Genomic DNA, 24,182 nt, shown 5'->3' on the forward strand with positions numbered 1-24,182 from the left:
GCCTGCAGCGGCAGCAACGGCAACAGCCCTCAGTGGAAATTGCGGCTCGCCACGCCGGTGCCGCCCAGGCGGCCCAGCCAGCGGCTCATGTCGCGGGCGCGGTGCACGATGAGATGGCGCACGGCGGGCACCTCCTGGCCGGCCTGCTCTGCAGGCGCTGGCTCGCCGCAGTCCTTGCCGCCGCCCCAATCCGAGCTGCTTTGCCAGATGCCCTCCACCGCCAGCAGCCGCGCGCCCAGCAAGGGCTCGCCCCAGCGCGTGACGGTATCGGGCCAGACCACCAGGTTGACCGTGCCCGTCTCGTCCTCCAGCGTGATGAAGAGGGTGCCCTTGGCCGTGGGCGGGCGCTGGCGCACGGTGACGATGCCGCAGGCCCGCACGCGCATGCCCGGCAGCGTGTCGCGCAGCTCCAGCGCCGTGCGCAGCCCGTGGCGGCGCAGGCGGTCACGCAGCAGGGCCAGCGGGTGGCGGCGCAGGCTCAGGCCCGTGGCCGCGTAGTCGAACAGGATTTCCTCGCCCTCGGGCGCGGCAGCCAGCTGCACGGGCGCCTCATGCACAGGCACGCCCGCGAACAGCGGCGGCTGCACCTGCAGGGCCGCCGCATCCCACATCTGCTGGCGGCGGTGGCCGGACAGGCCCTGCAGCGCATCGGCCGCGGCCAGGGCCTGCAGCTCGGCGCGCTGCAGCCGGGCGCGCAGGGCCAGGTCCTCGGTGCTCCTGAACGGCGCCTGCGCGCGGACCTGCGCCACGCGCTCGCCCGAAGTCTTTGGCAACTGCGCCACCATGCACAGACCCAGGCGCACGGCCGGCTGCGGCAGCTCGACGCCGGCAATGCGCTCGTGCGGCGCCTCCAGCGTGCAGTCCCAGTCGCTGTGGCGCACATCGACGGGCAGCACGCGCACGCCATGGCGGCGCGCGTCCTGGATCAGCTGCGAGGGGGTGTAGAAGCCCATGGGCTGGGCATTGAGCAAGGCCATCAGGAAACAGGCCGGCTCATGGCGCTTGAGCCAGGCGCTGGCATAGGCCAGCATGGCAAAGCTGTAGGCATGGCTTTCGGGAAAGCCGTATTCGCCGAAGCCCAGCATCTGGCGGAAGATGGCCTGGGCAAATTCGGCGCTGTAGCCGTTGGCCAGCATGCCGTCGATCAACTGGCGCTCGAAGCGGTGCACGCCGCCCTTGCGCCGCCAGGCCGCCATGGAGCGACGCAGTTCGTCAGCCTCGCCCGCCGAGAAGCCCGCCGCGATCATGGCGATCTGCATGACCTGCTCCTGGAAGATGGGCACGCCCAGCGTGCGTTTCAGCGCATCCTCGAGCGCAGGCTTTTCCAGGACCAGCGCATCACCCTGCCGCCGACGCTCGCGCGCCTGCAGATAGGGATGCACCATGCCGCCCTGTATGGGGCCGGGCCTCACGATGGCGACCTCGACCACCAGGTCGTAGAACACGCGCGGCCGCAGCCGGGGCAGCATGCTCATCTGCGCCCGGCTTTCGATCTGGAAGGTGCCCACGGTGTCGGCGCGGCAGATCATGTCGTAGGTGGCGGCGTCCTCCTTGGGAATGTCGGCCAGCTCCCAGCGCGGCCCGCGCAGCGCAGCGCGTGCCTTCAGGCTGCCGCGCAGCACGGTGAGCATGCCCAGGGCCAGCACATCGACCTTGAGCAGATTCATGGTGTCCAGATCGTCCTTGTCCCACTGGATGACCGAGCGGCCCTGCATGGCGGCCGGCTCCACGGGCACCAGCCGCGTCAGCGGCCCGTCGGTCAGCACAAAGCCGCCCACGTGCTGGCTCAGGTGGCGCGGGCTGTCGCGCAGTTGCAGGGCCAGCTCCAGCCACAGCCGCGCACGCTGGGGCGACAGTTGCGGGCAGTCGTCGCCCAGCCGCTCGCGCAACCGGGCCAGGCGCAGCAGCTTGGAGCGCACCCAGCCCAGGGCCGGGTCATCGGGTTCGGGCTCCGGCTCGGCCGCCTGGTCCTCGGCATCGCTGAACCAGTGGTGCTGCCGGGCCATGGCGTCGATCAGCACCGCATCCACGCCCAGGGCCTTGCCCGCATCGCGCAGCGCGCCGCGCGTGCGCCAGCAGCTGACCACGGCCGTCAGCGCCGCACGGTCGCGGCCGTATTTTTCGTAGATGTACTGGATGACGGTCTCGCGCCGCGCGTGCTCGAAGTCCACATCGATATCGGGTGGCTCGCTGCGCTCGCGGCTGATGAAGCGCGCGATCAACAGCGTCTGCAAGGTGGGATCGACGGCCGTGATGCCCAGGCAGAAGCAGACCACCGAGTTCGCGGCCGAACCGCGCCCCTGGCACAGGATTCCTTCGCTGCGCGCAAAGCGCACGATGTCGTGCACGGTGAGAAAGTACATCTCGTAGCCGCAGTCGGCGATCAGCGCCAGTTCCTCTTTGAGCTTGTCGCTCACCGCGTCGGGAATGCCTTGCGGATAGCGCCCCGCCGCCCCCTGCCAGGTATGCCAGGCCAGGGTCTGGCGCGCGTCCATGCCGGGCAGCACGGTTTCCTGCGGATAGTGGTAGCGGATCTCATCGAGCTTGAAATCGCAGCGCGCGGCAATCTGCACGGTGGCATCCAGCATGGCGCGCGGATAGATGCCGCCCAGCCGCAAGCGCGAGCGCAGATGCCGCTCGGCATTGGGGTGCAGCTCGAAGCCGCACTCGGCCACCGTGCAGCCCAGGCGCAGCGCCGTCACCAGGTCCTGCAACGGCTTGCGCGAGCGCGCATGCATGTGCACGTCGCCGCAGGCCACGCAGGACAGGCCCAGCAACCCTGCCACGTCCTGCAGGCTTTGCAGCCACAGGCTGTCGTCGGGCGCCAGCAGCAGCTCCACGCCCAGCCAGCAGCCCGGCCCCAGCTGCGCCACGGCGGCCTGCACGGCCTCGGCCATGGCGGGCACATCGCCGGGCAACAGCTGCGCACGCTGCGGCACAACGATGCATTCGCAGCCTTCACGCAGCAGATGCCAGGGGCTGTTCGCATCGACCAGGTACCGGCCCTTTTCGGCACGGGCGCGCGCTGCGCTGATGAATTCGCAGAGGTTGCCCCAGCCGTTCAGATCGCGCGCCAGCGCCACCACGCGCAGCGGGCCCCAGGCGAATTCGCTGCCATGGATCAGGGCCATCTCGCAGTCGCGCGCGGCCTCGAAGGCCCGCACGGCGCCGGCCACCGAGCATTCGTCGGTCAGGGCCAGCGCCTGGTAGCCCAGGGCCTTGGCGCGCTGCACCAGTTGGGCGGGCGAAGAGGCGCCGCGCAGAAAGCTGAAGTTCGACAGGCAGTGCAGCTCCGCATAGCCGGGCAGGCCCGGGCCCGATGCCATGCCGGACACCGGCCCGGTGGCCTGGGGTGGGGGCTGCAGCCGCTGCAGCTGCGGAGGCGGCGGCTCCAGCAGGATGTCCTGCTCAGCCATAGATGCCTTGCGCAAACCAGGCGGCGGGCGACAGCAGGGCCGGCATGCCTGGCAGCCGCTCCGATGCAGGCGCACGCTCGCGGTAGATCCAGACATGGCCGACAGCCGCGTTGCTCGCCACGAAATAGTCGCGCACGGCCAGCGCCGCATCGGCCTGCGGCTCTCCCCACCAGCCGGCCTCCAGCCGATAGGGGCCGGCCAGCAATTGCAGCGGCCCCTGCCAGCAGGGGCGGCTGCCCTGCAGGAGCAGCGGCTGGGGCGGATCGAGCAGCCAGGGCGGAAGCAGGTCCTGCCAGGGATTGGCAGCCTTGCGCGCGTGCGCGGGCCGCCGCGGTGCCTGCGGGGTCTGCAAGGCCTCGCAGGCCGGGGTCCAGCGCTGCATGGCCTCGGGCCGGTGGTCCGATTGCAGCTGCGCCACCCGCACGCCCTGCGCACCACGGCGGGCCGAGACGCGCTCCACCCATTCATGCCAGGCCATGCCGCTGGCCGCGTCTGTCGCGCCTGCCGCCTCGCCCAGCGGCGCCGGGCCGGGCGCGGCCGGTGGCAGGCAACTGCCGGCATCGGCCGCGAAAGGCGCGGTGTCCAGCGCCACCAGCTCCAGCATGTCCGCAGGCGCGCGCCAGGGCGTGCGGGCCAGGCGTTCGCGCAGCAGGCGCTCCATGTGCTCCAGCGCCTGGGCGGGCCGGGCCGTGCGGATGTCCAGCGCTTCCCAGGCCGGCAGCTCCGTGCCGTCCACGCGCCGCAGATCGTGGTGCCAGCGCAGTTGCAGGCCCAGCACGCCCTGGTGGCGGGCCTGCAGCCAGGCCTGCAGCGCACGCAGCAGGGGCCGGGCGGCATGCAGCAGGGCCTGGGCGTTGCTGGCCGGATAGCCCAGGTCGGCGCGCAATGCAAAGTGCTCGGGCAGCTCCAGCCAGTCCAGCGCATGGGGGCTGCTGCCATAGGCCTGGTCCAGCGCCAGCAGGGCCGGCAGCCCGATGCGCCGCGCCAGGCCCGCGCGCGGCAGGGCGCGCAGCTCGCCCCAGCGGCGGCAGCCCATGCGCTCCAGGGCCGGCGCATGCGGCTCCAGTGCGGGCAGCGTCCAGATGGGCAGTGCGTCGGCAGACGGCCAGGGCTGGCGCGAATCCGCGCCCTGCATGCGCCAGCGCAGACGTGCCAGCGCCTGCCACGCCGTGGCGCCCCGGGCCCAGGACGGCATCCGGGGGCCGCCCGCCTGGCCGCCCTCGGGCTGCTGTTCGCGCAGCAGGCCCAGCAGCATGGCCTGGCGACCGCCCCACAGGCGCTCCACGCTGCCCACCTCCATCAACGCCACGGCCTGCCCTGCCCCGCACCAGAGGGCCACGCGCGGCGTCCAGCGCAGGGCCCACCAGGCCTGCTGCGCGCAGGCACTGCCTTCGCCATCACTGTCGCCGTTGCCCTGGCCATCGCCCTGCGCGACATGCAGCGGCCAGGCAATCCAGTGCAGTGCTTGATTCGGCTGTGCCATGGCATCTCACCCCAGGGTGTGCGCTGCCGCCTGCAGGGCGGGCGTCTCGGCGGGCAGCAGTTGCCCGTGTCCATGAAGCCAGCGCTGCGCCTCGTCCGCCTGCCGGGTGCGCCGCTGGGCCTGGGCCTGCAGCACGTCCTGCCAGGCCCAGTGGTGCAGCGGCAGCCTCAAGGGATGCTCCAGCGCAGGCCCTCGGCGCTTGAGCAACTGCACGCGCAGGCAGGCTGGCGTGCCACCTTCGCCCGGCTCCCCCAACTCTGTCTCCACGCGCAGCCGCAGCGGCGCGGGCGAGGCTACCGTCTGCAAGCCGGCCGAGGCCTCGCGCCACAGCCACAGAATGCGCCCCTGCGCAGCGGCCGCCCATTGCAGCCGGCGCAGCGTGGCCATGGGCAGACCGGCTGGCAGCCAGGCCAGCACGGCCAGCACGTCGCGGCAGCGCAGTGCCTGCTCACAGACCCAGGCCAGCCCTGCCCCATCGCCTGCCGGGTGGGCGCCGGGGTGGGTGTCGGCCTCCACGCAGCACAGCCGGTGCGCCGCCACGCCCGCCGCTTCCAGTCCCGGTGCAAAAGGCCTGCAAGGCGGCGCCACCAGCACCACCTGGCCCGCACTGCGCTGCATCAGGGCCGCCAGGCCCGGCAGCAGCAGCGGCCATTCGGCATGGCCATGGGCGGGTTGCAGCAGCTCGACCATGGCGCCCAGCGGCCAGCCCCCGCCCGGCAATTGCGCATCCAGCAGCGCATGGCCCGAAGGCTGGACCCGCTGCTGCAGCGCCTGCTGCCAGCCATCGCCACGCCACACGCCCTGCAACTGGGGCAGCGCACGCGCCGCGCCCGCCATGGGGGCGGGCTGCGTTGGCTGAGGGGCGTGGTGGATGGACATGGGGAAACCTTAAATACTGTATGAATATACAGCACTCTTGATTTCCCCAGAGATCCATGGATGTAAAAAAGCCGGGCAAGCCCGGCTGTCTCAATGCGCTGGCGCTCTCGCTGCGCCGCCCGGCGGGGGGGTGGCATCGATCTGCATGCAGGCTTCGCACCATTGCGCGACCGCCGTGTCCACCGCGTGGGTGCGGGCATTGATGGCGGGCCAGCGGCGCAGGCAGGCGTTGACGATGGCCTGCAGTTGCCACAGGGCCTCGCGGCTGAGCAGGGCCAGCTCGCTCATGCCCTGCACATCGTCCTTGAGGTAGGCCAGCAGGTCGGTTTGCTGGTTGGGATGCAGCCCTGCCTCGGCCAGCTGCTTTTGCAGGCCGCTGATGCTGGAGTCGACGTAGACGGCCGCCTGGTGGTCGGGCATGGCCTGCCAGCGCTCGGGGAAGGCCTGGCTGAACGTGTCCCACATCTGGAAGGCGGCCGACAGCGCTGCCACGCTGTGCGTGACCTCGGCCTGCAGCGGCGGCAGCGGCGTGCCCGGCGAGATCTCGTCGTAGAGCAGCGGCAGCAGGATGCCGACCAGATCGGCCGGATAGCGGCGGTGGTTCATGCGCAGCATCAGCGACAGGCGCTGGCCGGGCAGGTCCTGGAATTTGTCGAAGAAGGCCGAGACCACCTCGGCCAGCAACAGGATACGGCCCATCTTGGAGATGGCTTCGCCATGCACGCCACGCGGATAGCCCGTGCCGTCCATGCGCTCGTGGTGCTCGAGCACGGCCATTTCCACGTCCTGCGAATACGCGCCCGCGCCCCGCATGATGAGCATGCCCGTGACCGAGTGCGCCACCAGGTGCTTGCGCTCGGCGCCCGTGAGCCGGTAGTTGGGGTCGGTCCAGGCCGGGTCCATGTAGAGCATGCCCACGTCGTGCAGCAGGGCCGCCGTGGCCAGGGGGCCGCATTCACGCTCGCTCCATTCGCTTTGCAGCGCCAGGTAGACGGCCACCAGCATCATCTGCAGGCTGTGGGCGAACAGCTCGGGCCGCTGCTCGCGCATGACCGTGAGCTTGAAGGCGATCTGCGGCGGCAGCACCATCAGGCGCAGCGGTGCCAGCAGCCGGTCCGTACCGCCCAGCGACTGCACCAGGCGGCGCATCAGGTCCACGGTCTCGCACTGCACCATGGACTGGGCCTCGATGGCCAGCACGTCCACGCGGTTGTCCACGCCCAGGTGCTTGTCGATGGGGTCGCGCAGCTTGTGCTTGACCAGGCGCTCGTACATGTTGCCGTCGATGCGCGCACCCTTGTCCACGAGCTTGACGCCCTTGTCGTTGAAGATGGGCTCGCCGGTGACCACGTTGCAATGCTCGGCCATGTCGGTGACGGCGCGCAGGAAATGCACGCCCTCGTCCTTCCATCCCTGCGCTGTCTGTGGATTGCGCACGGCCGCGACATCCGTCATAGAGACTCCCGTTGACTGTATTCATGAACTCCGGACGGCAAAGCCAGGGCGGCCCGACGGGCGGCAGCGCCAACCCGCCGCAGCGAACTGCGGCCCCTGCCTTCCCACCGCCTGCCGTCGGCGCGCCGCCCGGCGCGTGACGCGGGACCGTGGCCGGCCCATGCATCATTGCGGAACAACCCGCAATTATCGCCCCGGCAGCGGCATGCCGCATACAGTCCCACCGCGCCGCTCACGGGCAGGCGCCCGGAGCCAACAATGTCACGCGAGAGCTCGCCTCTCTCGACTCGAAGATGCCAGTGCGCTTTTCATGGAAGGCGGCCATGCCTCCTGCCTTGTCCCAGGTAGCCAAGCAGACTGCGCATGCCTGGGCTTCTGCCTGCAGGCCACGCCATGGCTCCAATCGCGGCGCAGGCGATACCTGCTGCACCCGGTTCCTCGACGACGTGGGCCACGCTGCGCTGCCGGCTCCAGCCCTCGATGGCGACACGCAGATCCGCTTCATGCGGACAATGGCCCTCATCGCTGGCGAAGCGCCCGTCGTGCAGCAGGTCGGGCCGCTGTATCACGTCCGCAAACGCTTCGAACTGCCGGTTGCCGAGCACGGCGATCACCACGCTGTCGTCGCCTGCTGCAAGGCACCGAATGGTGCTGACAACGGATGGCGATTGCCGACACGGGCTGGCGGCAGTCCACTCGCCAGGTAGCTGGCGGTTGCCGTGGGCATCATGGACAGCAAGGTGTCGAACATCGCAACATCGATATGGCAGCTCTTGCCGCTGGCGCCGCGCTGAACCACCGCAGCCAGGATTGCCCAGGATGCATAGAAGGCCTGCCACCAGATCGCCAAAGGCCTCGCCAACGATCATGGGAGGCCCGTCAGCTGCACCATTGATCGACATCAGGTCCGTGGGCCTGCACGACCAGATCGTAGGCTGGGCGCTGCGCGCGGGGGCCGTCCTGCCCGAAGCCGGAAATACTGGCATAGACAAGCCGTTCGTTGCGCCCGCGCAGCACCTGGTGGCCTATGCCCAGCCGCTCAGCCACGCCGGGCCGGGCCCGGCCGGAAATTCTCGACCACGATATCGGCTCCGTCGGCCAGCCGCAGAGCGGTGGCGAGTCCGGCGGGTTCCTTGAGATCCAGGAGCACACTTTTCTTGCCCCGGTTCGCGAACGCGAACAGGACGCTGGAGCCTTCGATGAAGGGGCCAACATGGCGGTAGTCATCTCCCTGCGGGGACTCCACCTTGATGACCTCGGCGCCCAGATCGGCAAGCAAGGCGGTTGAGAAAGGGCCCGAGAGCACTCGGGTGAAATCGATGACGCGCAGTCCGGCCATGGGCCCGCCTTGGCAGGCATGCGCCCGAGGCGCTTGGGAAGAACGGAAATCCAGCATGGCGACCTGCAGGAAGATCTGTTTCCAAATAGACCGGGTAACTACCGATCAATCGTGAAACCTGTTTCAATTCATTCTGCCTATTATATATACCTGTCATGACAATTCATGACATGCACATAACTGTCCAACCCTAGTGGAGGAATGTGATGGAAATTGGATTCATTGGCGCGGGTCTTATGGGGGCACCCATGATCAGGCGGCTGATCGACGCAGGCCACAGCGTGCGCGTGTGGAACCGCACGGCAGCAAAAGCCGAAGCACTGAGAGAGCACGGGGCCGAAGTGGTGCTCTATCCGGGTGCCGTGGCGGCAGGCGCGCAGATCGTGATCGCCATCATCGAGAACGGCGCTGCAATCCATGAGGTCCTGTTCGCCCAGGGCCTGGCCAGCCAGATGCATCCTGGGCAGGTCATGGTGGACATGAGCTCCATCGCACCAGAGCAGGCCGTGGACATTGGCCGCCAGCTGGAGCGCCTGGGCATCGCCTACATCGATGCACCGATCTCCGGCGGACCTGATGGCGCGCAGGCCGGCACCATGGCCATCATGGCGGGCGGCGGGGAGGCGGCACTCGCCATTGCGCGGCCCGCGCTGCAGTGCATGGGCAGGCTCACGCATGTCGGCCCGCTGGGCGCTGGGCAGACGACCAAGCTGCTGAACCAGACCATCACCTCCACCACCATCGCCGCCATTTCGGAAATCATGGTGCTGGCCCGGCAGCTGGGGCTGGAGCCGGCCCGCGTGTGCGAAGCGCTTTCCGGGGGCTTCGCCGACAGCAAGGTGCTCCAGATACACGGCAAACGCATGGCCGAGAGGAATTTCGTGCCTGGAGGGCATGTGCGGACCTTCCTCAAGGATCTCAACCATGCCGCCAGCCTGATTGCCGGCCTGGGCCTGCAGCTTCCCGTGGCGGACCTGGCACGCAGCCACTTCGCTGAACTGGCCTCCACGGGCCATGCGCAGGACGATATCTCGGCCATCGTCCTGGTCACGGAAAGCCACAACACCCACGCGCTTGGCCCGAACCCGGGCCAATGAGCCCCCCTCTGCTCCATGGACCTCAACCATCTTCAGGGCATTCCAATGAAAACTCTCTTGTGCACGCTTGTCCTCGCGGCTCTGGGCCTTTTCCATTCCCGGGCGGCCATGTCCGATACGCTGGACGACATCCAGAAACGCGGCGAACTCATCGTGGGAATGGAAATCGCCTACAAGCCCTTTGAATTCTTCAGGGATGGGCAGGCCGTCGGTTTCGATGTGGATATGGCCCAGCTCATCGCCAAGGGCCTCGGAGTGAAACTGCGCACCGTGGACGCTGCCTGGGCAGGCATTGTGCCGGCCCTGCTGGAGAAGAAGTTCGACGTCATCCTCTCCGGCATGACCATCACCGGAGACCGGCTCAAGAAGGTCAATTTCTCACAGCCTGTCGCCCTCGGATCGGTGGTCTTTCTGGCACGCATGAACGACGGAAAGATCAACCGGGCAGAGGACCTGTCAGGCAAGGTGGTCGCCACGCAGCTCGGCAGCGTGGGCGACCGGGTCGCACGGCAATTCGAGGCCCGGCTGAAAGACTCGGGCAAGCCCGGCTACTCGGCGTTCAAGCTCTATGACGGCTTCGCCGAGACTTACCTGGAACTGGGTCTTGGCCGGATCGACGCCGTGTCTGGCGCGCTCCCGGTCTTCCAGTCGGTCATCGCGGAGCGGCCGGGCCGCTACAAGATCATCGATGGAATCCAGGACATCGAGTCCTATCTGGGCATGGCGCTCCGCAAGGGAGATGACAGATTGCTCAAAGCCATCGACGAGCAGATCACGGCCCTCAAGCGCAGCGGACAGCTGCTGCAGTTGCAAATCAAATGGTTCGGGGCCGCACAGCAGGTGCCGGATGCCATTCCGGCCCAGTTGCCGTGACCGCAACAGTTGCAGAGGTCCCCTATGACCGACTTTGATACATCCGTCATCCTCTACGCCCTGCCCTATCTCCTGCGCGGCATCGTGGTGACGCTGGAGATCTCCGTGCTCGCGCTGATTGCGGGCACCGTGCTGGGCATCGCCTGTGGCCTGCTCAGCGTATCGGGAAGCAGATGGCTTGCATGGCCGGTGACCGCCTATGTGTATTTCGTGCGCGGCACGCCGGTGCTGGTGCAAATCTTCCTGGTGTACTTCGCGCTTCCCGGAATCGGCATCGAAATGACGCCCTTCTGGGGTGGTGTGGTCGCGCTGACCTTCAACGCCGGAGGCTACATCAGCGAAATCATGCGCGCGGGCATACAGTCGATCGACGAGGGCCAGAGCGAAGCCGCCAAGTCCATCGGCATGAGGAGGCACCAGACCCTTTTCCACGTCCTGCTGCCCCAGTCCTGGAAACGCGTGCTCCCGGGGCTGACGAACGAAATGATCACGCTGGTCAAGACATCCTCGCTGCTGTCGGTGATATCCATCTTCGAGGTGACGCGCTCGGCACAGGTGGTCATCGCGGAAAAGTTCACGCCGTTCGAGATATACGCCCTGCTGGCCCTCTTCTATCTGGTGCTCATCTCGCTGCTGGCTCAGCTCTCCACCTACGTTGAAAGGAAGCTCGCATGACAGAGAGAGAATTGGTCCGGGTGCGCAAGCTGGAAAAGAGCTACGGTGCCACCCGCGTACTCCAGGACATCAACCTGACCGTCAAACCGGGGGAGACCGTCATGCTGGTGGGCCCCAGCGGCGCCGGCAAATCCACCCTTCTTCGCTGCATCAACCGCATCGAAGATCCGACCAGCGGGGAGATCTTCGTCAACGGCGCGGACATGGTGCATTCGGAACAGCATCCGGGATGCCAGCCCGCCTCGGCCAAGGAACTCGCCATCAAGCGGCGGGCCGTGGGCATGGTGTTCCAGCGCTTCAACCTGTTCCCCCACCTGAGCGCCATCGACAACGTGGCCATCGGGCCGCACCGGGTGCTGGGCGTGCCGCTGCGGCAGGCCCGCCAGGAAGCCGCGCAGTTGCTGACCCGCGTCAAGCTGGCCGAGCATGCGGCCAAGACGCCCCGGCAGTTGTCCGGCGGGCAGCAGCAGCGCGTCGGGATCGCCCGGGCACTCGCCATGAAGCCCTCGCTGCTACTGCTGGACGAACCGACCTCCGCGCTCGACCCGGAACTCGTGGGCGAGGTGCTGGAGGTGATCAAGGAGTTGGCCTGCGCAGGCATGACCCAGCTCATCGTCACCCACGAACTGGCTTTTGCCAGGCAGGTCGGCAGCCGTATCGTATTCATGGAAACCGGCCGGATCCGGCTCGACGCCGAGCCATCCATCTTTTTTTCCCCTCACCAGGAGGAGCGCATCCGAACCTTCATCGGCAAGACACAAGCCCACTGAACAGGCTGCGCCGCGCCATGGCCGGCTGCGCGGCAGAATAAAATCCCGTCAACCACGGCGCCGCAGGCGCGGCCATCCGCAGCCTTCATCAACGGAACTCCCTTGCAGCAACCACTTCCCCTGTACCAACAAGTCAAGGCCTACGTGCTGGACGACATCGCGAGCGGGCGGCTGCGGATAGGGGAAAAAATCCCCAGCGAAAGCGAATTGGTCGTCAAGCTCGGAGCATCGCGGCTGACCGTCAACCGTGCACTGCGCGAACTGTCGGATTCTGGCGTGCTCAACCGCATCACGGGCGTGGGGACATTCGTGGCGCCCTCCAGGGTCACCTCGACCTTCATCCGTCTGCACAACATTGCTGACGAGATCCGCCGCCGCGGACAGGCCCTGACGATCCGGGTGCACAAGCTCGAGCGCGTGAAGGCTTCGGAGCAGGACATCCCCGTCCTGCCCGGAGGACTGGGCGAGCAGCTCTTTCACAGCACGCTGGTGTACTGCGCGGACGATGTTCCCATGCAGCTCGAAGACCGCTACGTCTCGCCTGCGTTCGCACCGCAGTACCTGGAGCAGGACTACACGCAGCAGTCCACCACAGACTATCTCCAGTCCATTGCCCTGCCGACCCGGGCCGAGCATGAAATGCAGGCCAGCCTGGCGCAAGACATCGAGGCGCAGTTGCTGGAAGTCGCCGTGCCCGAGGCATTGCTGGTCATCTCACGCAAGACCTGGGTCAATGACGCGCTCACCTCGGTCTCGCGATTCGTCCACCCAGGCTCACGGCAGCGTTTTTCGGGCAGCACCGTGCTGGGCGGCTCCGACAGCTAACGAACGAGAGCCGGCGCCAGGCGCCGGCCCTGCGGGCACGGGTCAGCGAATCAGCGTCACGCCGGTCTTGGACTGGATGTCCTCGAAGCTCACTTCGGGGGCCAGTTCCACGAGCTTCAGGCCCTGCGGCGTCACGTCCATCACTCCCAGGTCGGTGATGATACGGTCCACCACGCCCACGCCGGTCAAAGGCAGGGTGCAGGCGGGAAGAATTTTGAGGTCGGTCGTGCCGTCCTTCTTCTTTGCCACATGTTCCATGAGCACGATGACGCGCTTGACGCCGGCCACCAGGTCCATGGCGCCGCCCATGCCCTTGACCATCTTGCCGGGAATCATCCAGTTGGCCAGGTCGCCCTTCTCGGACACCTGCATGGCGCCCAGGATGGACAGGTTGATCTTGCCGCCGCGGATCATGGCGAACGACTGGTCGCTGCCGAAGATGGACGAGCCGGCAATCGTCGTCACGGTCTGCTTGCCGGCGTTGATCAGGTCGGCGTCCACGGCATCCTCGGTCGGGAAGGGGCCGATGCCCAGCATGCCGTTCTCGGACTGCAGCCACACTTCCTTGTCACCCGTGTGGTTGGCCACCAGGGTGGGAATGCCGATGCCCAGGTTGACGTAGAAGCCGTCTTCGAGTTCTTGGGCCGCGCGGGCGGCCATCTGGTCTTGGGTCCACGGCATGGTCAGGCTCCTTGTTTTTCTGTGATGGTGCGCTTTTCGATGCGCTTTTCGGGGTTCGGGTTGTGCACGATGCGGTGCACGTAGATGCCGGGCAGGTGGATGTCGTCCGGTGCGATCTCGCCGACCTCGACCACCTCCTCCACTTCCACGATGCAGACCTTGCCGGCCGTGGCGGCGGCAGGATTGAAGTTGCGCGCCGTCAGGCGGAACTGCAGGTTGCCGCTCTTGTCGGCACGGTGGGCCTTGACCAGGGAGACATCGGGCACGAGCGAGCGCTCCATCACATAGGTCTCGCCGTCGAACTCGCGCAGCTCCTTGCCCTCGGCCACCATGGTGCCCACGCCGGTCTTGGTGAAGAAGGCGGGAATGCCGGCGCCGCCTGCGCGCAGCTTCTCGGCCAGCGTGCCCTGGGGCGTGAATTCCAGCTCCAGCTCGCCGGCCAGGTACTGGCGCTCGAACTCCTTGTTCTCGCCCACATACGAGGAGATCATCTTCTTGATCTGGCGCGTCTCCAGCAGCTTGCCGAGGCCAAAGCCGTCCACGCCCGCGTTGTTGGAAATCACCGTCAGGCCCTTGGCGCCGCTGTCACGCAGCGCGTCGATCAGGGCCTCGGGAATGCCGCACAGGCCGAAGCCTCCCACAGCCAGCAATTGCCCGTCGGCCACGACGCCCTGGAGCGCCTGCTCCGCGGAGGGGTAGAGCTTTTTCACACATGTCTCCTTCAGATTGGATGCGCTACGATACTACGTACTTGCATAGGTAGTTTTTCGTAAAGATTTGCCCATGGATATAGATTACCGGCTGGCGTTCGAGGCCGCCCCCGTCGGCCTCGTGATCTCGCGCAATCGCACCATGATCGACTGCAACCGCCAGGTCTGCGAGATGTTCGAGGCCTCGCGCGAGGTGCTGATCGGCCAGACCTTCCAGATCCTCTACCCCAGCGCCGACGAGTACGAGCGGCTGGGCGCGCGCATCGCGCCCATTCTCAACGCCCGGGGTTTCTACTCGGACAACCGCATCATGAAGCGCGCCAACGGCGAAACGTTCTGGTGCCATGTCACGGGCCGCACGCTGGACCGCAGCGACCCGCATGCATCGGGCATCTGGAGCTTCGAGGACCTCAGCGCCCACCGCCCCGTCAAGGCCGAACTCACGGGGCGCGAGCGCGAGGTGGCCGCGCGCCTGCTGGAGGGGCTTACCTCCAAGGAAATCGGCCGCGCCCTGGCCATCAGCCACCGCACGGTGGAGATCTACCGCGCGCGGCTGATGCGCAAGTACGGCGCCTCCACGGCCGCCGACCTGGTCCACAAGCTGGTCTCGGGCTGACAGGGCGACGGCCTACACGGGCCGTATCCGCCCGCGCAACACAATGCCATGGCAAAAAGCATGCCCGTCATCGGCGCATGCAGCGGCTGTGCATTTTTGGCTATGGCGCAGTTGAGATTTGCCAATCGCCAAAGCCTTGCCGCATCCATAGAACGAAACAACAATAAAAGCAATTCGATAGCACACAGCTATTGATTTTCCAAGCGCCGCGCTGCCTCCATGCAAGCCGGCGCCGCTACCACCCCTCGATCAAGGAGAGACCATGACCCACAAGCTCACCACCGCCGCAGGCGCCCCGGTTGCCAACAACCAGGACTCGCTCACGGCCGGCCCGCGTGGCCCGATGCTGCTGCAGGACCTGTGGCATCTGGAAAAAATGGCCCACTTCAACCGCGAAGTGATTCCCGAGCGCCGCATGCACGCCAAGGGCTCGGGCGCCTTCGGCACCTTCACCGTGACGGGTGACATCACGCGCTACACCCGCGCCAAGGTGTTCTCCGACATCGGCAAGCAGACCGAAGTGTTCGCGCGCTTTTCCACCGTGGCCGGCGAGCGCGGCGCGGCCGATGCCGAGCGCGACATCCGCGGCTTCGCCGTCAAGCTCTACACAGAGGAAGGCAACTGGGACCTGGTGGGCAACAACACGCCGGTGTTCTTCTTCCGCGACCCGCTCAAGTTCCCGGACCTGAACAAGGCCGTCAAGCGCGACCCCTACACCAACCTGCGCTCGCCCGAGAACAACTGGGACTTCTGGACCGGCCTGCCCGAGGCCCTGCACCAGATCACCATCGTCATGAGCGACCGGGGCATTCCGCGCGGCTACCGCCACATGCACGGCTTCGGCTCGCACACCTACAGCTTCATCAACGCCAGCAACGAGCGCCACTGGGTCAAGTTCCACTGGGTCTGCCAGCAGGGCATCGAGAACTTCGGCGATGCCGAGGCCGCCGCCGTGGTCGCCTCCGACCGTGAAAGCAGCCAGCGCGACCTGCTCGAAGCCATAGAGCGCGGCGAGTTCCCGCGCTGGAAGCTGTGCGTGCAGATCATGCCCGAGCACGAGGCCGAGACCTACCGCTTCCACCCCTTCGACCTGACCAAGGTCTGGAGCAAGAAGGACTACCCGCTGATTGAAGTGGGCGTGATGGAACTCAACCGCAATCCGCGCAACTACCACGCCGATGTGGAGCAGGCCTCGTTCACGCCGGCCAACCTGGTGCCGGGCATAGGCCCCTCGCCCGACCGCATGCTGCAGTCGCGCCTGTTCTCGTACGGCGATGCCGCGCGCTACCGCCTGGGCGTGAACCACCACCAGATTCCCGTGAACGCGCCGCGCTGCCCCTACCACGCCTACCACCGCGACGGCGCCATGCGCGTGGACGGCAACTACGGCGGCACCATTGCCTACGAGCCCAATACCAAGGGCGAGTGGCAGGAGCAGCCCGCCTTCGCCGAGCCGCCGCTGGCCCTGCACGGCGCGGCCGACCGCTGGAACTACCGCGAGGACGATGCCGACTACTTCACCCAGCCCGGCGACCTGTTCCGCCTGCTCACGCCCGATGCGCAGCAGCGCCTGTTCGAGAATACGGCGCGCAACATCGCCGGCGTGTCCGATCACATCGTGCAAAAGCACATAGCGCACTGCACCCAGGCCGACCCGGCCTACGGCAAGGGCGTGGCCGACGCCATTGCCCGCCAGAAGGCCGGCACGCTTTGAGCGGCTGACGTCCACCGCAAAACGCCCCCGCATCGCCGGGGGCGTTTTTCATGGCGCGCCCTGCCCTCAGGCCACGGCCTTGAAGGCGGGAAGCCTGTCGCCCAGCCGCTTGCCCATCTCCGTGCCCAGGGCCTGCAGGCCGCTCATGGGGCGCACCATGACCTCGAATTCCCGGATCAGCCCCTGCTCGTCGAAACGGATGAAGTCGATGCCCTTGAGGTTCTTGCCGCCCACGCTGGCGCTGAACTCCAGCACCACGTCCAGGCCGTCATCGCTGGCCATCTGGCGGTGGTAGGTGAAGTTCTCGAACACCTGGACCACGGTGGACAGCGCCAGGATCAGCGCGGGCGCCGAGGCATAGGGCGTGTTCGCCATGGGCGAGCGGAACACTGCATCGGGATGGACGATGGTGTGCAGCTCGCCCAGGTCGCTGGCGGCAACCATGCGATGCCACAGCTCCAGGGAGCGGGCGACTGCGGGATGGGCGTTCTTCGGGGGCTGGGACATGCATGTCTCCTGGTGGTTGAGGTTGAAAACGGAATCGGGCGGCGCCCTCAAAGGCTGGCCGCCAGCGTGGTGCCTTGCAGGATGGCGCGCTTGGCGTCGAGTTCGGCCGCCACGTCGGCGCCGCCGATCAGGTGCACGCTGCAGCCCGCCGCGCTCAGGGCCGCATGCAGCTCGCGCTGCGGTTCCTGGCCCGCGCAGAGCACGACGTTGTCCACCTCCAGCAGCTGCGGCTGGCCGTCCACGGTGATGTGCAGGCCGGCGTCGTCGATGCGCTCATAGGCCACGCCCGAGCCCATGGCCACACTGCGTGCCTTCAGCGAGGTGCGGTGTATCCAGCCCGTGGTCTTGCCCAGCTGGTCGCCCACCTTGGTGGACTTGCGCTGCAGCAGGTGCACGCGGCGCGGCGATGGCTCGGCCTGCGGCTGCGCCAGGCCGCCGGCCTGGGCGTAGTCCGTGTCTATGCCCCACTCCGCATAGAACTTGCGGGGCGCCACGGCGCCGCTGTCGCCGGCATGGGTCAGGTACTCGGCCACATCGAAACCTATGCCGCCCGCGCCGATGATGGCCACGCGCTCGCCCACGGGCCGCTCGTCACGTAGCACGTCCAGGTAGCCGAGCACCTTGGGATGGTCCACGCCGTCGATGTCAGGAACGCGCGGCCGTATGCCCGTGGCCAGCACGATCTCGTCATAGCCGCCCTCGATGAGCTGGGCTGCCTCCACGCGGTGGCCCAGCCGCAGCGCCACGCCGCCCAGCTCCAGCTGGCGGCGGAAGTAGCGCAGCGTCTCGTGGAACTCCTCCTTGCCGGGCACCTTCTTGGCAATGTTGAACTGCCCGCCAATCTCGCTGGCCGCATCGAACAGCGTCACCGCATGGCCGCGCTGCGCAGCGGTGACGGCGAAGCTCAGGCCCGCCGGGCCGGCGCCCACCACGGCAATGCGCTTGGCGGCGGGCGCGGGCGCAATCACCAGCTCGGTCTCATGGCAGGCACGCGGGTTGACCAGGCAGGAGGTGATCTTGCCGCCAAAGGTATGGTCCAGGCAGGCCTGGTTGCAGGCAATGCAGGTGTTGATCTCGTCGGCCCGGCCCTGGCGTGCCTTGCGCACGAAGTCGCCATCGGCCAGCAGCGGCCGGGCCATGGAGACCATGTCGGCATAGCCCTCGGCCAGCAGGCGCTCGGCCACTTCGGGCGTGTTGATGCGGTTGGAGGTGATCAGCGGGATGCCCACCTGCCCCATCACGCGCTGCGTGACCCAGGCATAGGCGGCGCGCGGCACCTTGGTGGCGATGGTGGGAATGCGCGCCTCGTGCCAGCCTATGCCCGTGTTCAGCAGCGTGGCGCCCGCGGCCTCGATGGCCTGGGCCAGCGCGATCACTTCCTCCAGCGTGGAGCCGCCTTCCACCAGGTCCAGCATGGACAGGCGGTAGATGATGATGAAGTCCCGCCCCACGCGCTGGCGCGTGCGCCGCACGATCTCCACCGCAAAACGCATGCGGCCCGCGTAGCTGCCGCCCCATTCGTCGTCGCGGTGGTTGGTGCGTGCGGCGATGAACTCGTTGATCAGATAGCCCTCCGAGCCCATGATCTCCACGCCGTCGTAGCCCGCATGGCGGGCCAGGGCTGCGCAGCGCACGAAGTCCTCTATGGTCTGCTCCACCTCGTCGCCCGTCAGCGCATGCGGCACGAAGGGGTTGATGGGCGCCTGCAGCGCGCTGGGCGCCACCAGCCCGGGCTGGTAGGCATAGCGGCCGAAGTGCAGGATCTGCATGGCGATCTTGCCGCCCTCGGCATGGACGGCCTGCGTGACGATGCGGTGCTGGTCCGCCTCGTGTTCGTTGACCATCATGGCGCCGCCCTTCATGGGCCGGCCGCGCTCATTGGGGGCGATGCCGCCCGTGACGATCAAGCCCACCTCGCCGCGCGCGCGCTCGGCGTAGAAGGCGGCCATGCGCTCGAAGCCGTTGGGCGCCTCTTCCAGGCCCACATGCATGGAGCCCATGAGCACGCGGTTTCTGAGCGTGGTGAAGCCCAGGTCAAGTTCGGCATTCAGGTGGGGATAGTGGGTCATGCCTGTCTCGCTCTTTATGCAACTGATTGCATGAATGTAGTCAGCCTCCTTTATTTATGCAACTGGTTGCGCAAAAAATTGCAGAAATGACATTCCCGCCCGCTCGGCCCTTTCTGCAGGACCGTAAGATGGCGGCCAGCGCCAGTCCCTTTGTTGCCGATGTCCTTGCCACACGCCCTTCTCACCGCCTTGGTCGAGCACCCCTGCTCGGGCTCGGAACTTGCCGAGCGCTTCGACCGCTCCATCGGCTATTTCTGGAACGCCACGCACCAGCAGATCTACCGCGAACTCGCGCGGCTGGAAGAGGCGCAATGGATCGAGGCACTGCCCGCCGAATCCGGCCGGGGCCGCAAGCGCCAGTACCGCATCCTGCCCACGGGCCGCAAGGAGCTCAAGCGCTGGGTGGCCGAGCAGGAAGACCCCAAGCCGCTGCGCGAGGAATGGATGGTCCGCCTGCGTGCCGAGGCGGTGGTGGGCCCCTGCGGACTGCAGGACGAAGTGCAGCGGCTGCTGGCACTGCACCAGGCGCAGCTCGACGTCTACCAGCGCCTGGAGCAGCGCGATTTCCTGGACAAGCCGCCCACGCGCGAGCGGCGGCTGCAGCACCTGGTGCTCAAGGCCGGCATACAGCATGAAGAGCTGTGGATAGGCCTGCTGCGCGAGGCCCGCGAGATCCTGGAGATGCCGGCCAGGCCTTGAGGTGCTTGTGTTTCCATAGCGCCGACATTGGACGCGTCGGAGCCTCAGGCTCTATGGGAGGCGCCCCACTCCGAAAGTGTTTGGAAGACTGTTTTACTCCATGCGGAACTGGTGCGCGCGGTACTCTTGCGGTGCAACGCCAAAGGCCCGCCGGAATGCCCTGGAGAAGTCGGAGGCACTGCCAAAACCGAAACTGTAACCCACCTGGACAGCGGCCACATCAGGCTGTCGCACCAAGTCGACTGCCGAGGCCCATAGCCGACAGTTCCGAATGTAGGTGACCAGACCCCCTTCTTCTTCGAACATCCGGTAGAGCGTCGGGCGAGTGATGGTGAAGCGCTCCATGATGCTCTCGGGCGAGAGGCGCGCGTTGTGCAGATTGGCCTGGACATGGTTGCGCACCTGGATTTGAATCGCCTGGCGTGCGGCATTCCGGGTGCGCAGGCTCAGGTCGTGCTGCTTGCCGAAGGCCCCAAGGATCAAATCGGCGCAGGTGCGAATGCTCGTGGCGGCTTCTTCTGCGGGCATGGACGAAAGCTGGTGACACAGCGCAAACAGAAGATCGGGGATGGGGCTGGCCGAGAGTGAGGAAAAGGCGATCACACGTCCATGAATGGATTGCGCATCCGCAATCTCGGATTCCACCATCGCCCGCGGAAGAAAGAACGCGAGTGTCCGGGTCCCGGTGGGCCGCACCATGCGCATGGGCTGCGCCATGTCCAGCGCCAGGATGCCCGGCACGAACTGGGTGGAGCGGGTGTGCAGCCCCTGTTTCACATGGGTCTCCAGCATGCCGTGGACCGCCACATGGAATACAAAGTCACGCATGGAATCCCGCGAGATGCGGGCGCCGGTGCGGGCCTGGATCAGCCGGTCGGTGCGGCTATCGAGGTAGATCATGTCGGGCAGCACGCAGGCGTCAAGGTCACCCCGAAACCCATGCTCCACCTGGCTGCGCGAAACGGGAGCGTCCAGGATTCGCCCTACGTAGTCACTCCAGGCGATGGCCTGCGCGTTGACCGCCTCGTGCGCCACCGTGAAGTGCTGGCGGACCATGGCCGGCAAGGGGGTGGTCGGTCCGGCAGAGACGGTGGGGTAGGCGTAGCGGTCAGGGACGAACGTCATGGGAGCTGGATTATCCAATGCTTGCAGGCGCATACGCCGCCTGAAAGAGGAAATCCATCCATGCCACAACCATGGCGTCAGCGCTCTGCGCTGGGGCAGTCCAATGCCTCTCTTTTGTACAAATCTCTAAAAAATTCTGGCAAGTGAGACACCTTGTCAAGGTTGCAGGCGCCCGTTGGCAAGAATGTGAAACACCGCGCGGGCATTGCGTTCTGCTGCATCTCGCTCGCACGAATCACTTTTATGCGCCCACCCGGCACCAGCGGACAAGGTTCCGCCGCCGCAAGACGCGCCTTCGGCGCCCACGTAAGAAAAACATGTTCCTGCAACCCTTGTGCCTCCAGTTTTTGCGTGCTGCCTTGCTCGCCGTGGGCTTTGCCGGTGGCGGTGCCCAAGCCGCCATCAGCGTCGTGTCCACCACGCACTCGGCGGGCATGGTCACCGTCACCCTGAACTCCACCAGCGCGGGAACGGGCTACCTGACGTTGCTGCCCGCAGGCCAGAGCTGCGGCAGCACGGCCCAGACCCTGGCGGGCCAGAACAGCACGGGTGCAGCGGCCTACCGCAAGGGCTCGCTGGTACTGGCCGCTGGCACCGATGCCAGATACACCGTGCGCAACCTTGCCCAGGCCAGCGACTACACCCTCTGTGCCACCAATGGCGCGGACGACGCCAGTGCGGCGTTCAGCACCACGGCCATGGCCGCGTTTGGCGCGGCATCCTGGGAGATGGTCGGGGGGAGCGGGTTTTCCGCCGACAGCGCGCTGCACCACTCCCTGTCGTTCGCGCCCGATGGCTCTCCCTATGCGGCGTTCGCGGATGCAGGCCTCGGCTACAAAACCAGGGTGATGCGATTTGATGGCACGGCCTGGGGCGACGTGGGTAGTCCTGTCGTTTCAGTGGGTTCGGCGGTATACCAGTCTTTGTCGTTCGCGCCCGATGGCACGCCCTATGTGGCTTTTGGCGACGACGGCAATGGCAACAGGACCACCGTGATGCGCTTTGACGGAGCAGACTGGATCAACGTGGGAAGCCCCGGTTTTTCTGTTGTGGCCGTGAGTGCGCTGTCTCTGGCTGTAGCACCTGATGGCACGCCCTATGTGGCGTTTCGCGAAAACGGCAGCGGCAACAAGACCACCGTGATGCGCTTTGATGGCACGGCCTGGGCTACCGTCGGAACCGCTGGTTTCTTTGCGGGCCAGTCGGATTCCACCTCCTTGTCGTTCGCGCCCGATGGTTCGCCCTACCTGGATTTCAAGGACGCGGGCAACGGCAACAAACTCGTGGTGATGCGCTTTGACGGTGCAGCCTGGGAGGCCGTCGGCGGGTCCGGGGTTTCTGCCGCAGGCGTGTACGACCATAGCCTGTCGTTCGCGCCCGATGGCGCCCCCCATGTGGGTTTTTCGGATGTCGGCAATGGCTACAGGGCTACGGTGATGCGATTCAACGGCACGGCCTGGGCCAACGTGGGAGGTCCCGGGTTTTCCTCGGATACCGCATTGGCCATGTCGCTGTCGTTCGCGCCCGATGGCTCGCCCTACATGGCTTTCATTGATCGTGGCAATGGCGACAAACTCCGGGTGATGCGCTTCAACGGCACGGCCTGGGCTGACGCGGGCGACACCGCTTTGCCTCAGAGGGAGGCGCGCCTGTCTGTGGCGCCCGATGGCTCGCCCTATATTGCCTACACAAACGGCGCCAACAGGAACAGGCTCATGGTCATGCGCCTGACAGGGACGGCGGGCGCGCCCACCGCGGTGACGGGCCTGGCCGGCGGTCGGCAGGCAACCGTGGGTTTTACCCCCGCCAGCGATGGTGGCAGCGCGGTAACCCACTACACCGCAACGGCGACGGCGGGTGGCGCCTTCTGCACGGCGACGCCACCCGCCACATCGTGCGTGGTGCAGGGGCTGACGCCTGGCGTGCCCTACGCATTCACCGTCGTTGCCACCAACGGAGTGGGTGACAGCCCCGCTTCGGCGGCATCGGCACCGGTCGTTGCGCTGGCCGTGGTGGCAGGCGCCCCCACGGCAGTGACCGCACTGGCCGGCAATCGGCAGGCCACGGTGAGCTTCACCCCGGCGGCCGACGATGGCGGCAGCGCGGTGACCCGCTACACCGTAACGGCCACGCCAGGAGGCGCCTTCTGCACGGCGGCCCCACCCGCCACATCGTGCGTGGTTGCGGGGCTGACTCCCCTTGTGCCCCATACTTTTTCCGTGGTCGCAACCAATGGCGTAGGCGACAGCGCTGCGTCGACGGACTCGGCATCGGTCACCCCGATGCGCGTTCCCGATTCGCCAACAGCGGTGACGGTGGCGGTCACCGGCACCCAGGTGGAGGTGGGCTTCACGCCACCGGCCAGTGATGGCGCCAGCACCATCACCCGCTACACGGTGACTGCCACACCTGGCGGCGCATCCTGCACGGCGACACCACCCGCCACGTCGTGCGTGTTCACGGGCTTGACGCCCGGCGTTTCCTATACGTTCGTTGCCGTGGCCACCAATGGCGTGGGCAACAGCGTCCCATCGTCCACATCGCCGCCGGTCACACCGCAGATGGTGAACGACCCGGCGGTGCCGCTGCCGGGCAACGGCGGTGCTGGTGGCAGCGCTGCAGTGGTCATCAGCGGCGGCCCCGCGGGTTGCACTGTGGTGCCGGACTCGGTGCAGTTCAATGCCACCGTCCCCCCGGAAGGCTCCCGGAATGCGGGTTTTCCGCTGGGGGTGTTCAGCTTCAGCGCCACGGGCTGCGCGGGCGCAACGCTCACGGTGGCGATCACGTATCCGCGCAGTTTGGCGGGGCTGGCACTGCAGAAGTTTGGCCCGCCAGCCACTGGCCAGGCGGCACGCTGGTTCACGCCCAGTGTCATGGCGCTCAGCAATGGCGACCATACCGTGACCTACCAGGTCACCGACAACGGCGAAGGGGACAACGACACGACGGCGGGCGACATAGCAGACCCGTTCGCGCCCATGCTGCTGGCGCCCGATGGCGTGGGCATTCCCACGCTCGGCGAGTGGGGCCTGCTGCTGATGTCCTGCCTGCTCGCGGCATGCGCGATGGTGGTCCAGTCTCTCAAATCCAACCCGGATGAACACCGGATGCAACCTATTGAAGCTTCACACGCCCAGCATCTCCAGCACACTGCGGGCCGCGCCCACGCCCATGCCCGGCTTTCCTCGGTCAGCGGGCAGTGCAGCGAAATAGCATCGGACTCGCGCCAGAGGGCCAGCAGCTCCAGCG

At 67.0% G+C, this 24,182-nt stretch carries 20 protein-coding genes and 1 pseudogene; 9 read left to right on the plus strand and 12 right to left on the minus strand.

Annotated elements, in window-relative coordinates; genetic code table 11:
- Positions 1–29: 29 nt before the first annotated feature.
- The 7 genes from A9976_RS05895 to A9976_RS05920 all read right to left on the minus strand — a co-directional run bounded on the left by A9976_RS05895 (position 30) and on the right by A9976_RS05920 (position 8,572).
- Complete coding sequence (locus tag A9976_RS05895; protein ID WP_183018238.1) at positions 30–3,416, minus strand: error-prone DNA polymerase; 3,387 nt, start codon at positions 3,414–3,416, stop codon at positions 30–32.
- Entirely contained in the window at positions 3,409–4,899 is a 1,491-nt protein-coding gene (locus tag A9976_RS05900; RefSeq protein WP_183018239.1) for a DNA polymerase Y family protein, read from the minus strand. The genes A9976_RS05895 and A9976_RS05900 overlap by 8 nt, the downstream gene beginning before the upstream one ends.
- A gap of 6 nt (positions 4,900–4,905) precedes the next feature.
- Positions 4,906–5,778 carry a translesion DNA synthesis-associated protein ImuA gene (gene imuA / locus A9976_RS05905; protein WP_183018240.1) on the minus strand — a complete coding sequence of 291 codons (873 nt, stop codon included), beginning with the start codon at positions 5,776–5,778 and terminating at the stop codon, positions 4,906–4,908.
- A gap of 90 nt (positions 5,779–5,868) precedes the next feature.
- The gene (locus tag A9976_RS05910; protein WP_183018241.1) at positions 5,869–7,233 is read right to left on the minus strand and encodes an HD-GYP domain-containing protein; all 1,365 of its coding nucleotides are present in this window, start codon (positions 7,231–7,233) and stop codon (positions 5,869–5,871) included.
- 308 nt (positions 7,234–7,541) lie between these two features.
- Positions 7,542–7,850: a CoA transferase gene (locus A9976_RS31305; RefSeq protein WP_259649119.1), complete on the minus strand. Its 309-nt coding sequence runs from the start codon at positions 7,848–7,850 to the stop codon at positions 7,542–7,544.
- Complete coding sequence (locus tag A9976_RS31310; protein ID WP_259649120.1) at positions 7,844–8,083, minus strand: CoA transferase; 240 nt, start codon at positions 8,081–8,083, stop codon at positions 7,844–7,846. The genes A9976_RS31305 and A9976_RS31310 overlap by 7 nt, the downstream gene beginning before the upstream one ends.
- A 189-nt stretch (positions 8,084–8,272) precedes the next feature.
- Positions 8,273–8,572, minus strand: a complete 300-nt coding sequence (locus A9976_RS05920; protein WP_183018243.1) for a CoA transferase — start codon at positions 8,570–8,572, stop codon at positions 8,273–8,275.
- A 206-nt stretch (positions 8,573–8,778) separates the two neighbouring features.
- On the opposite strand from A9976_RS05920, the gene A9976_RS05925 reads away from it, so the two are divergent.
- The 5 genes from A9976_RS05925 to A9976_RS05945 all read left to right on the plus strand — a co-directional run bounded on the left by A9976_RS05925 (position 8,779) and on the right by A9976_RS05945 (position 12,812).
- Positions 8,779–9,669: an NAD(P)-dependent oxidoreductase gene (locus A9976_RS05925; RefSeq protein ID WP_259649121.1), complete on the plus strand. Its 891-nt coding sequence runs from the start codon at positions 8,779–8,781 to the stop codon at positions 9,667–9,669.
- Between the two features lie 15 nt (positions 9,670–9,684).
- Positions 9,685–10,542, plus strand: coding sequence for a transporter substrate-binding domain-containing protein (locus tag A9976_RS05930; RefSeq protein ID WP_183018245.1), 858 nt, complete (start codon positions 9,685–9,687; stop codon positions 10,540–10,542).
- Between the two features lie 24 nt (positions 10,543–10,566).
- Positions 10,567–11,217: an amino acid ABC transporter permease gene (locus A9976_RS05935; protein WP_183018246.1), complete on the plus strand. Its 651-nt coding sequence runs from the start codon at positions 10,567–10,569 to the stop codon at positions 11,215–11,217.
- Entirely contained in the window at positions 11,214–11,987 is a 774-nt protein-coding gene (locus tag A9976_RS05940) for an amino acid ABC transporter ATP-binding protein (RefSeq protein ID WP_183018247.1), read from the plus strand. Before A9976_RS05935 ends, A9976_RS05940 begins: the two co-directional genes overlap by 4 nt.
- Before the next feature lie 102 nt (positions 11,988–12,089).
- Complete coding sequence (locus A9976_RS05945) at positions 12,090–12,812, plus strand: UTRA domain-containing protein (protein WP_183018248.1); 723 nt, start codon at positions 12,090–12,092, stop codon at positions 12,810–12,812.
- A gap of 42 nt (positions 12,813–12,854) precedes the next feature.
- Here A9976_RS05945 and A9976_RS05950 read toward each other — a convergent pair whose 3' ends face one another.
- Together A9976_RS05950 and A9976_RS05955 are read right to left on the minus strand one after the other, a co-directional pair.
- On the minus strand, positions 12,855–13,493 hold the full coding sequence (locus A9976_RS05950) for a 3-oxoacid CoA-transferase subunit B (protein ID WP_012206068.1): 639 nt from the start codon (positions 13,491–13,493) through the stop codon (positions 12,855–12,857).
- A gap of 2 nt (positions 13,494–13,495) precedes the next feature.
- Positions 13,496–14,203 (minus strand): CoA transferase subunit A, encoded by a 708-nt coding sequence (locus A9976_RS05955; protein WP_013802011.1) that lies wholly within the window; start codon positions 14,201–14,203, stop codon positions 13,496–13,498.
- Between the two features lie 73 nt (positions 14,204–14,276).
- Between A9976_RS05955 and A9976_RS05960 the strand changes: the two genes are divergently transcribed.
- Positions 14,277–14,819, plus strand: a complete 543-nt coding sequence (locus A9976_RS05960) for a PAS and helix-turn-helix domain-containing protein (RefSeq protein ID WP_012206070.1) — start codon at positions 14,277–14,279, stop codon at positions 14,817–14,819.
- A 262-nt stretch (positions 14,820–15,081) separates the two neighbouring features.
- Positions 15,082–16,533, plus strand: a complete 1,452-nt coding sequence (locus A9976_RS05965; protein WP_043821544.1) for a catalase — start codon at positions 15,082–15,084, stop codon at positions 16,531–16,533.
- Between the two features lie 66 nt (positions 16,534–16,599).
- Here the strand turns inward: A9976_RS05965 and A9976_RS05970 are convergent, their stop codons facing one another.
- Both A9976_RS05970 and A9976_RS05975 read right to left on the minus strand, forming a co-directional pair.
- The gene (locus tag A9976_RS05970; RefSeq protein WP_183018249.1) at positions 16,600–17,040 is read right to left on the minus strand and encodes a nuclear transport factor 2 family protein; all 441 of its coding nucleotides are present in this window, start codon (positions 17,038–17,040) and stop codon (positions 16,600–16,602) included.
- A gap of 47 nt (positions 17,041–17,087) precedes the next feature.
- A complete protein-coding gene (locus A9976_RS05975; protein ID WP_183018250.1) occupies positions 17,088–19,109 on the minus strand; it encodes an NADPH-dependent 2,4-dienoyl-CoA reductase in 2,022 nt (673 codons plus the stop codon).
- A gap of 159 nt (positions 19,110–19,268) precedes the next feature.
- Between A9976_RS05975 and A9976_RS05980 the strand changes: the two genes are divergently transcribed.
- Positions 19,269–19,808 (plus strand): PadR family transcriptional regulator, encoded by a 540-nt coding sequence (locus tag A9976_RS05980; RefSeq protein ID WP_183018251.1) that lies wholly within the window; start codon positions 19,269–19,271, stop codon positions 19,806–19,808.
- Positions 19,809–19,901: 93 nt separating this feature from the next.
- On the opposite strand, the gene A9976_RS05985 is transcribed toward A9976_RS05980, so the two are convergent.
- The gene (locus A9976_RS05985) at positions 19,902–20,933 is read right to left on the minus strand and encodes a helix-turn-helix domain-containing protein (RefSeq protein ID WP_259649122.1); all 1,032 of its coding nucleotides are present in this window, start codon (positions 20,931–20,933) and stop codon (positions 19,902–19,904) included.
- A gap of 1,721 nt (positions 20,934–22,654) precedes the next feature.
- Here A9976_RS05985 and A9976_RS31315 point away from each other — a divergent pair.
- Positions 22,655–23,998 (plus strand): annotated as a pseudogene (locus tag A9976_RS31315) (IPTL-CTERM sorting domain-containing protein); the annotation flags it as partial.
- Positions 23,999–24,182: the final 184 nt, after the last annotated feature.

It is taken from the genome of Delftia sp. UME58 (assembly GCF_014170385.1).
Lineage (GTDB): Bacteria > Pseudomonadota > Gammaproteobacteria > Burkholderiales > Burkholderiaceae_C > Comamonas > Comamonas acidovorans.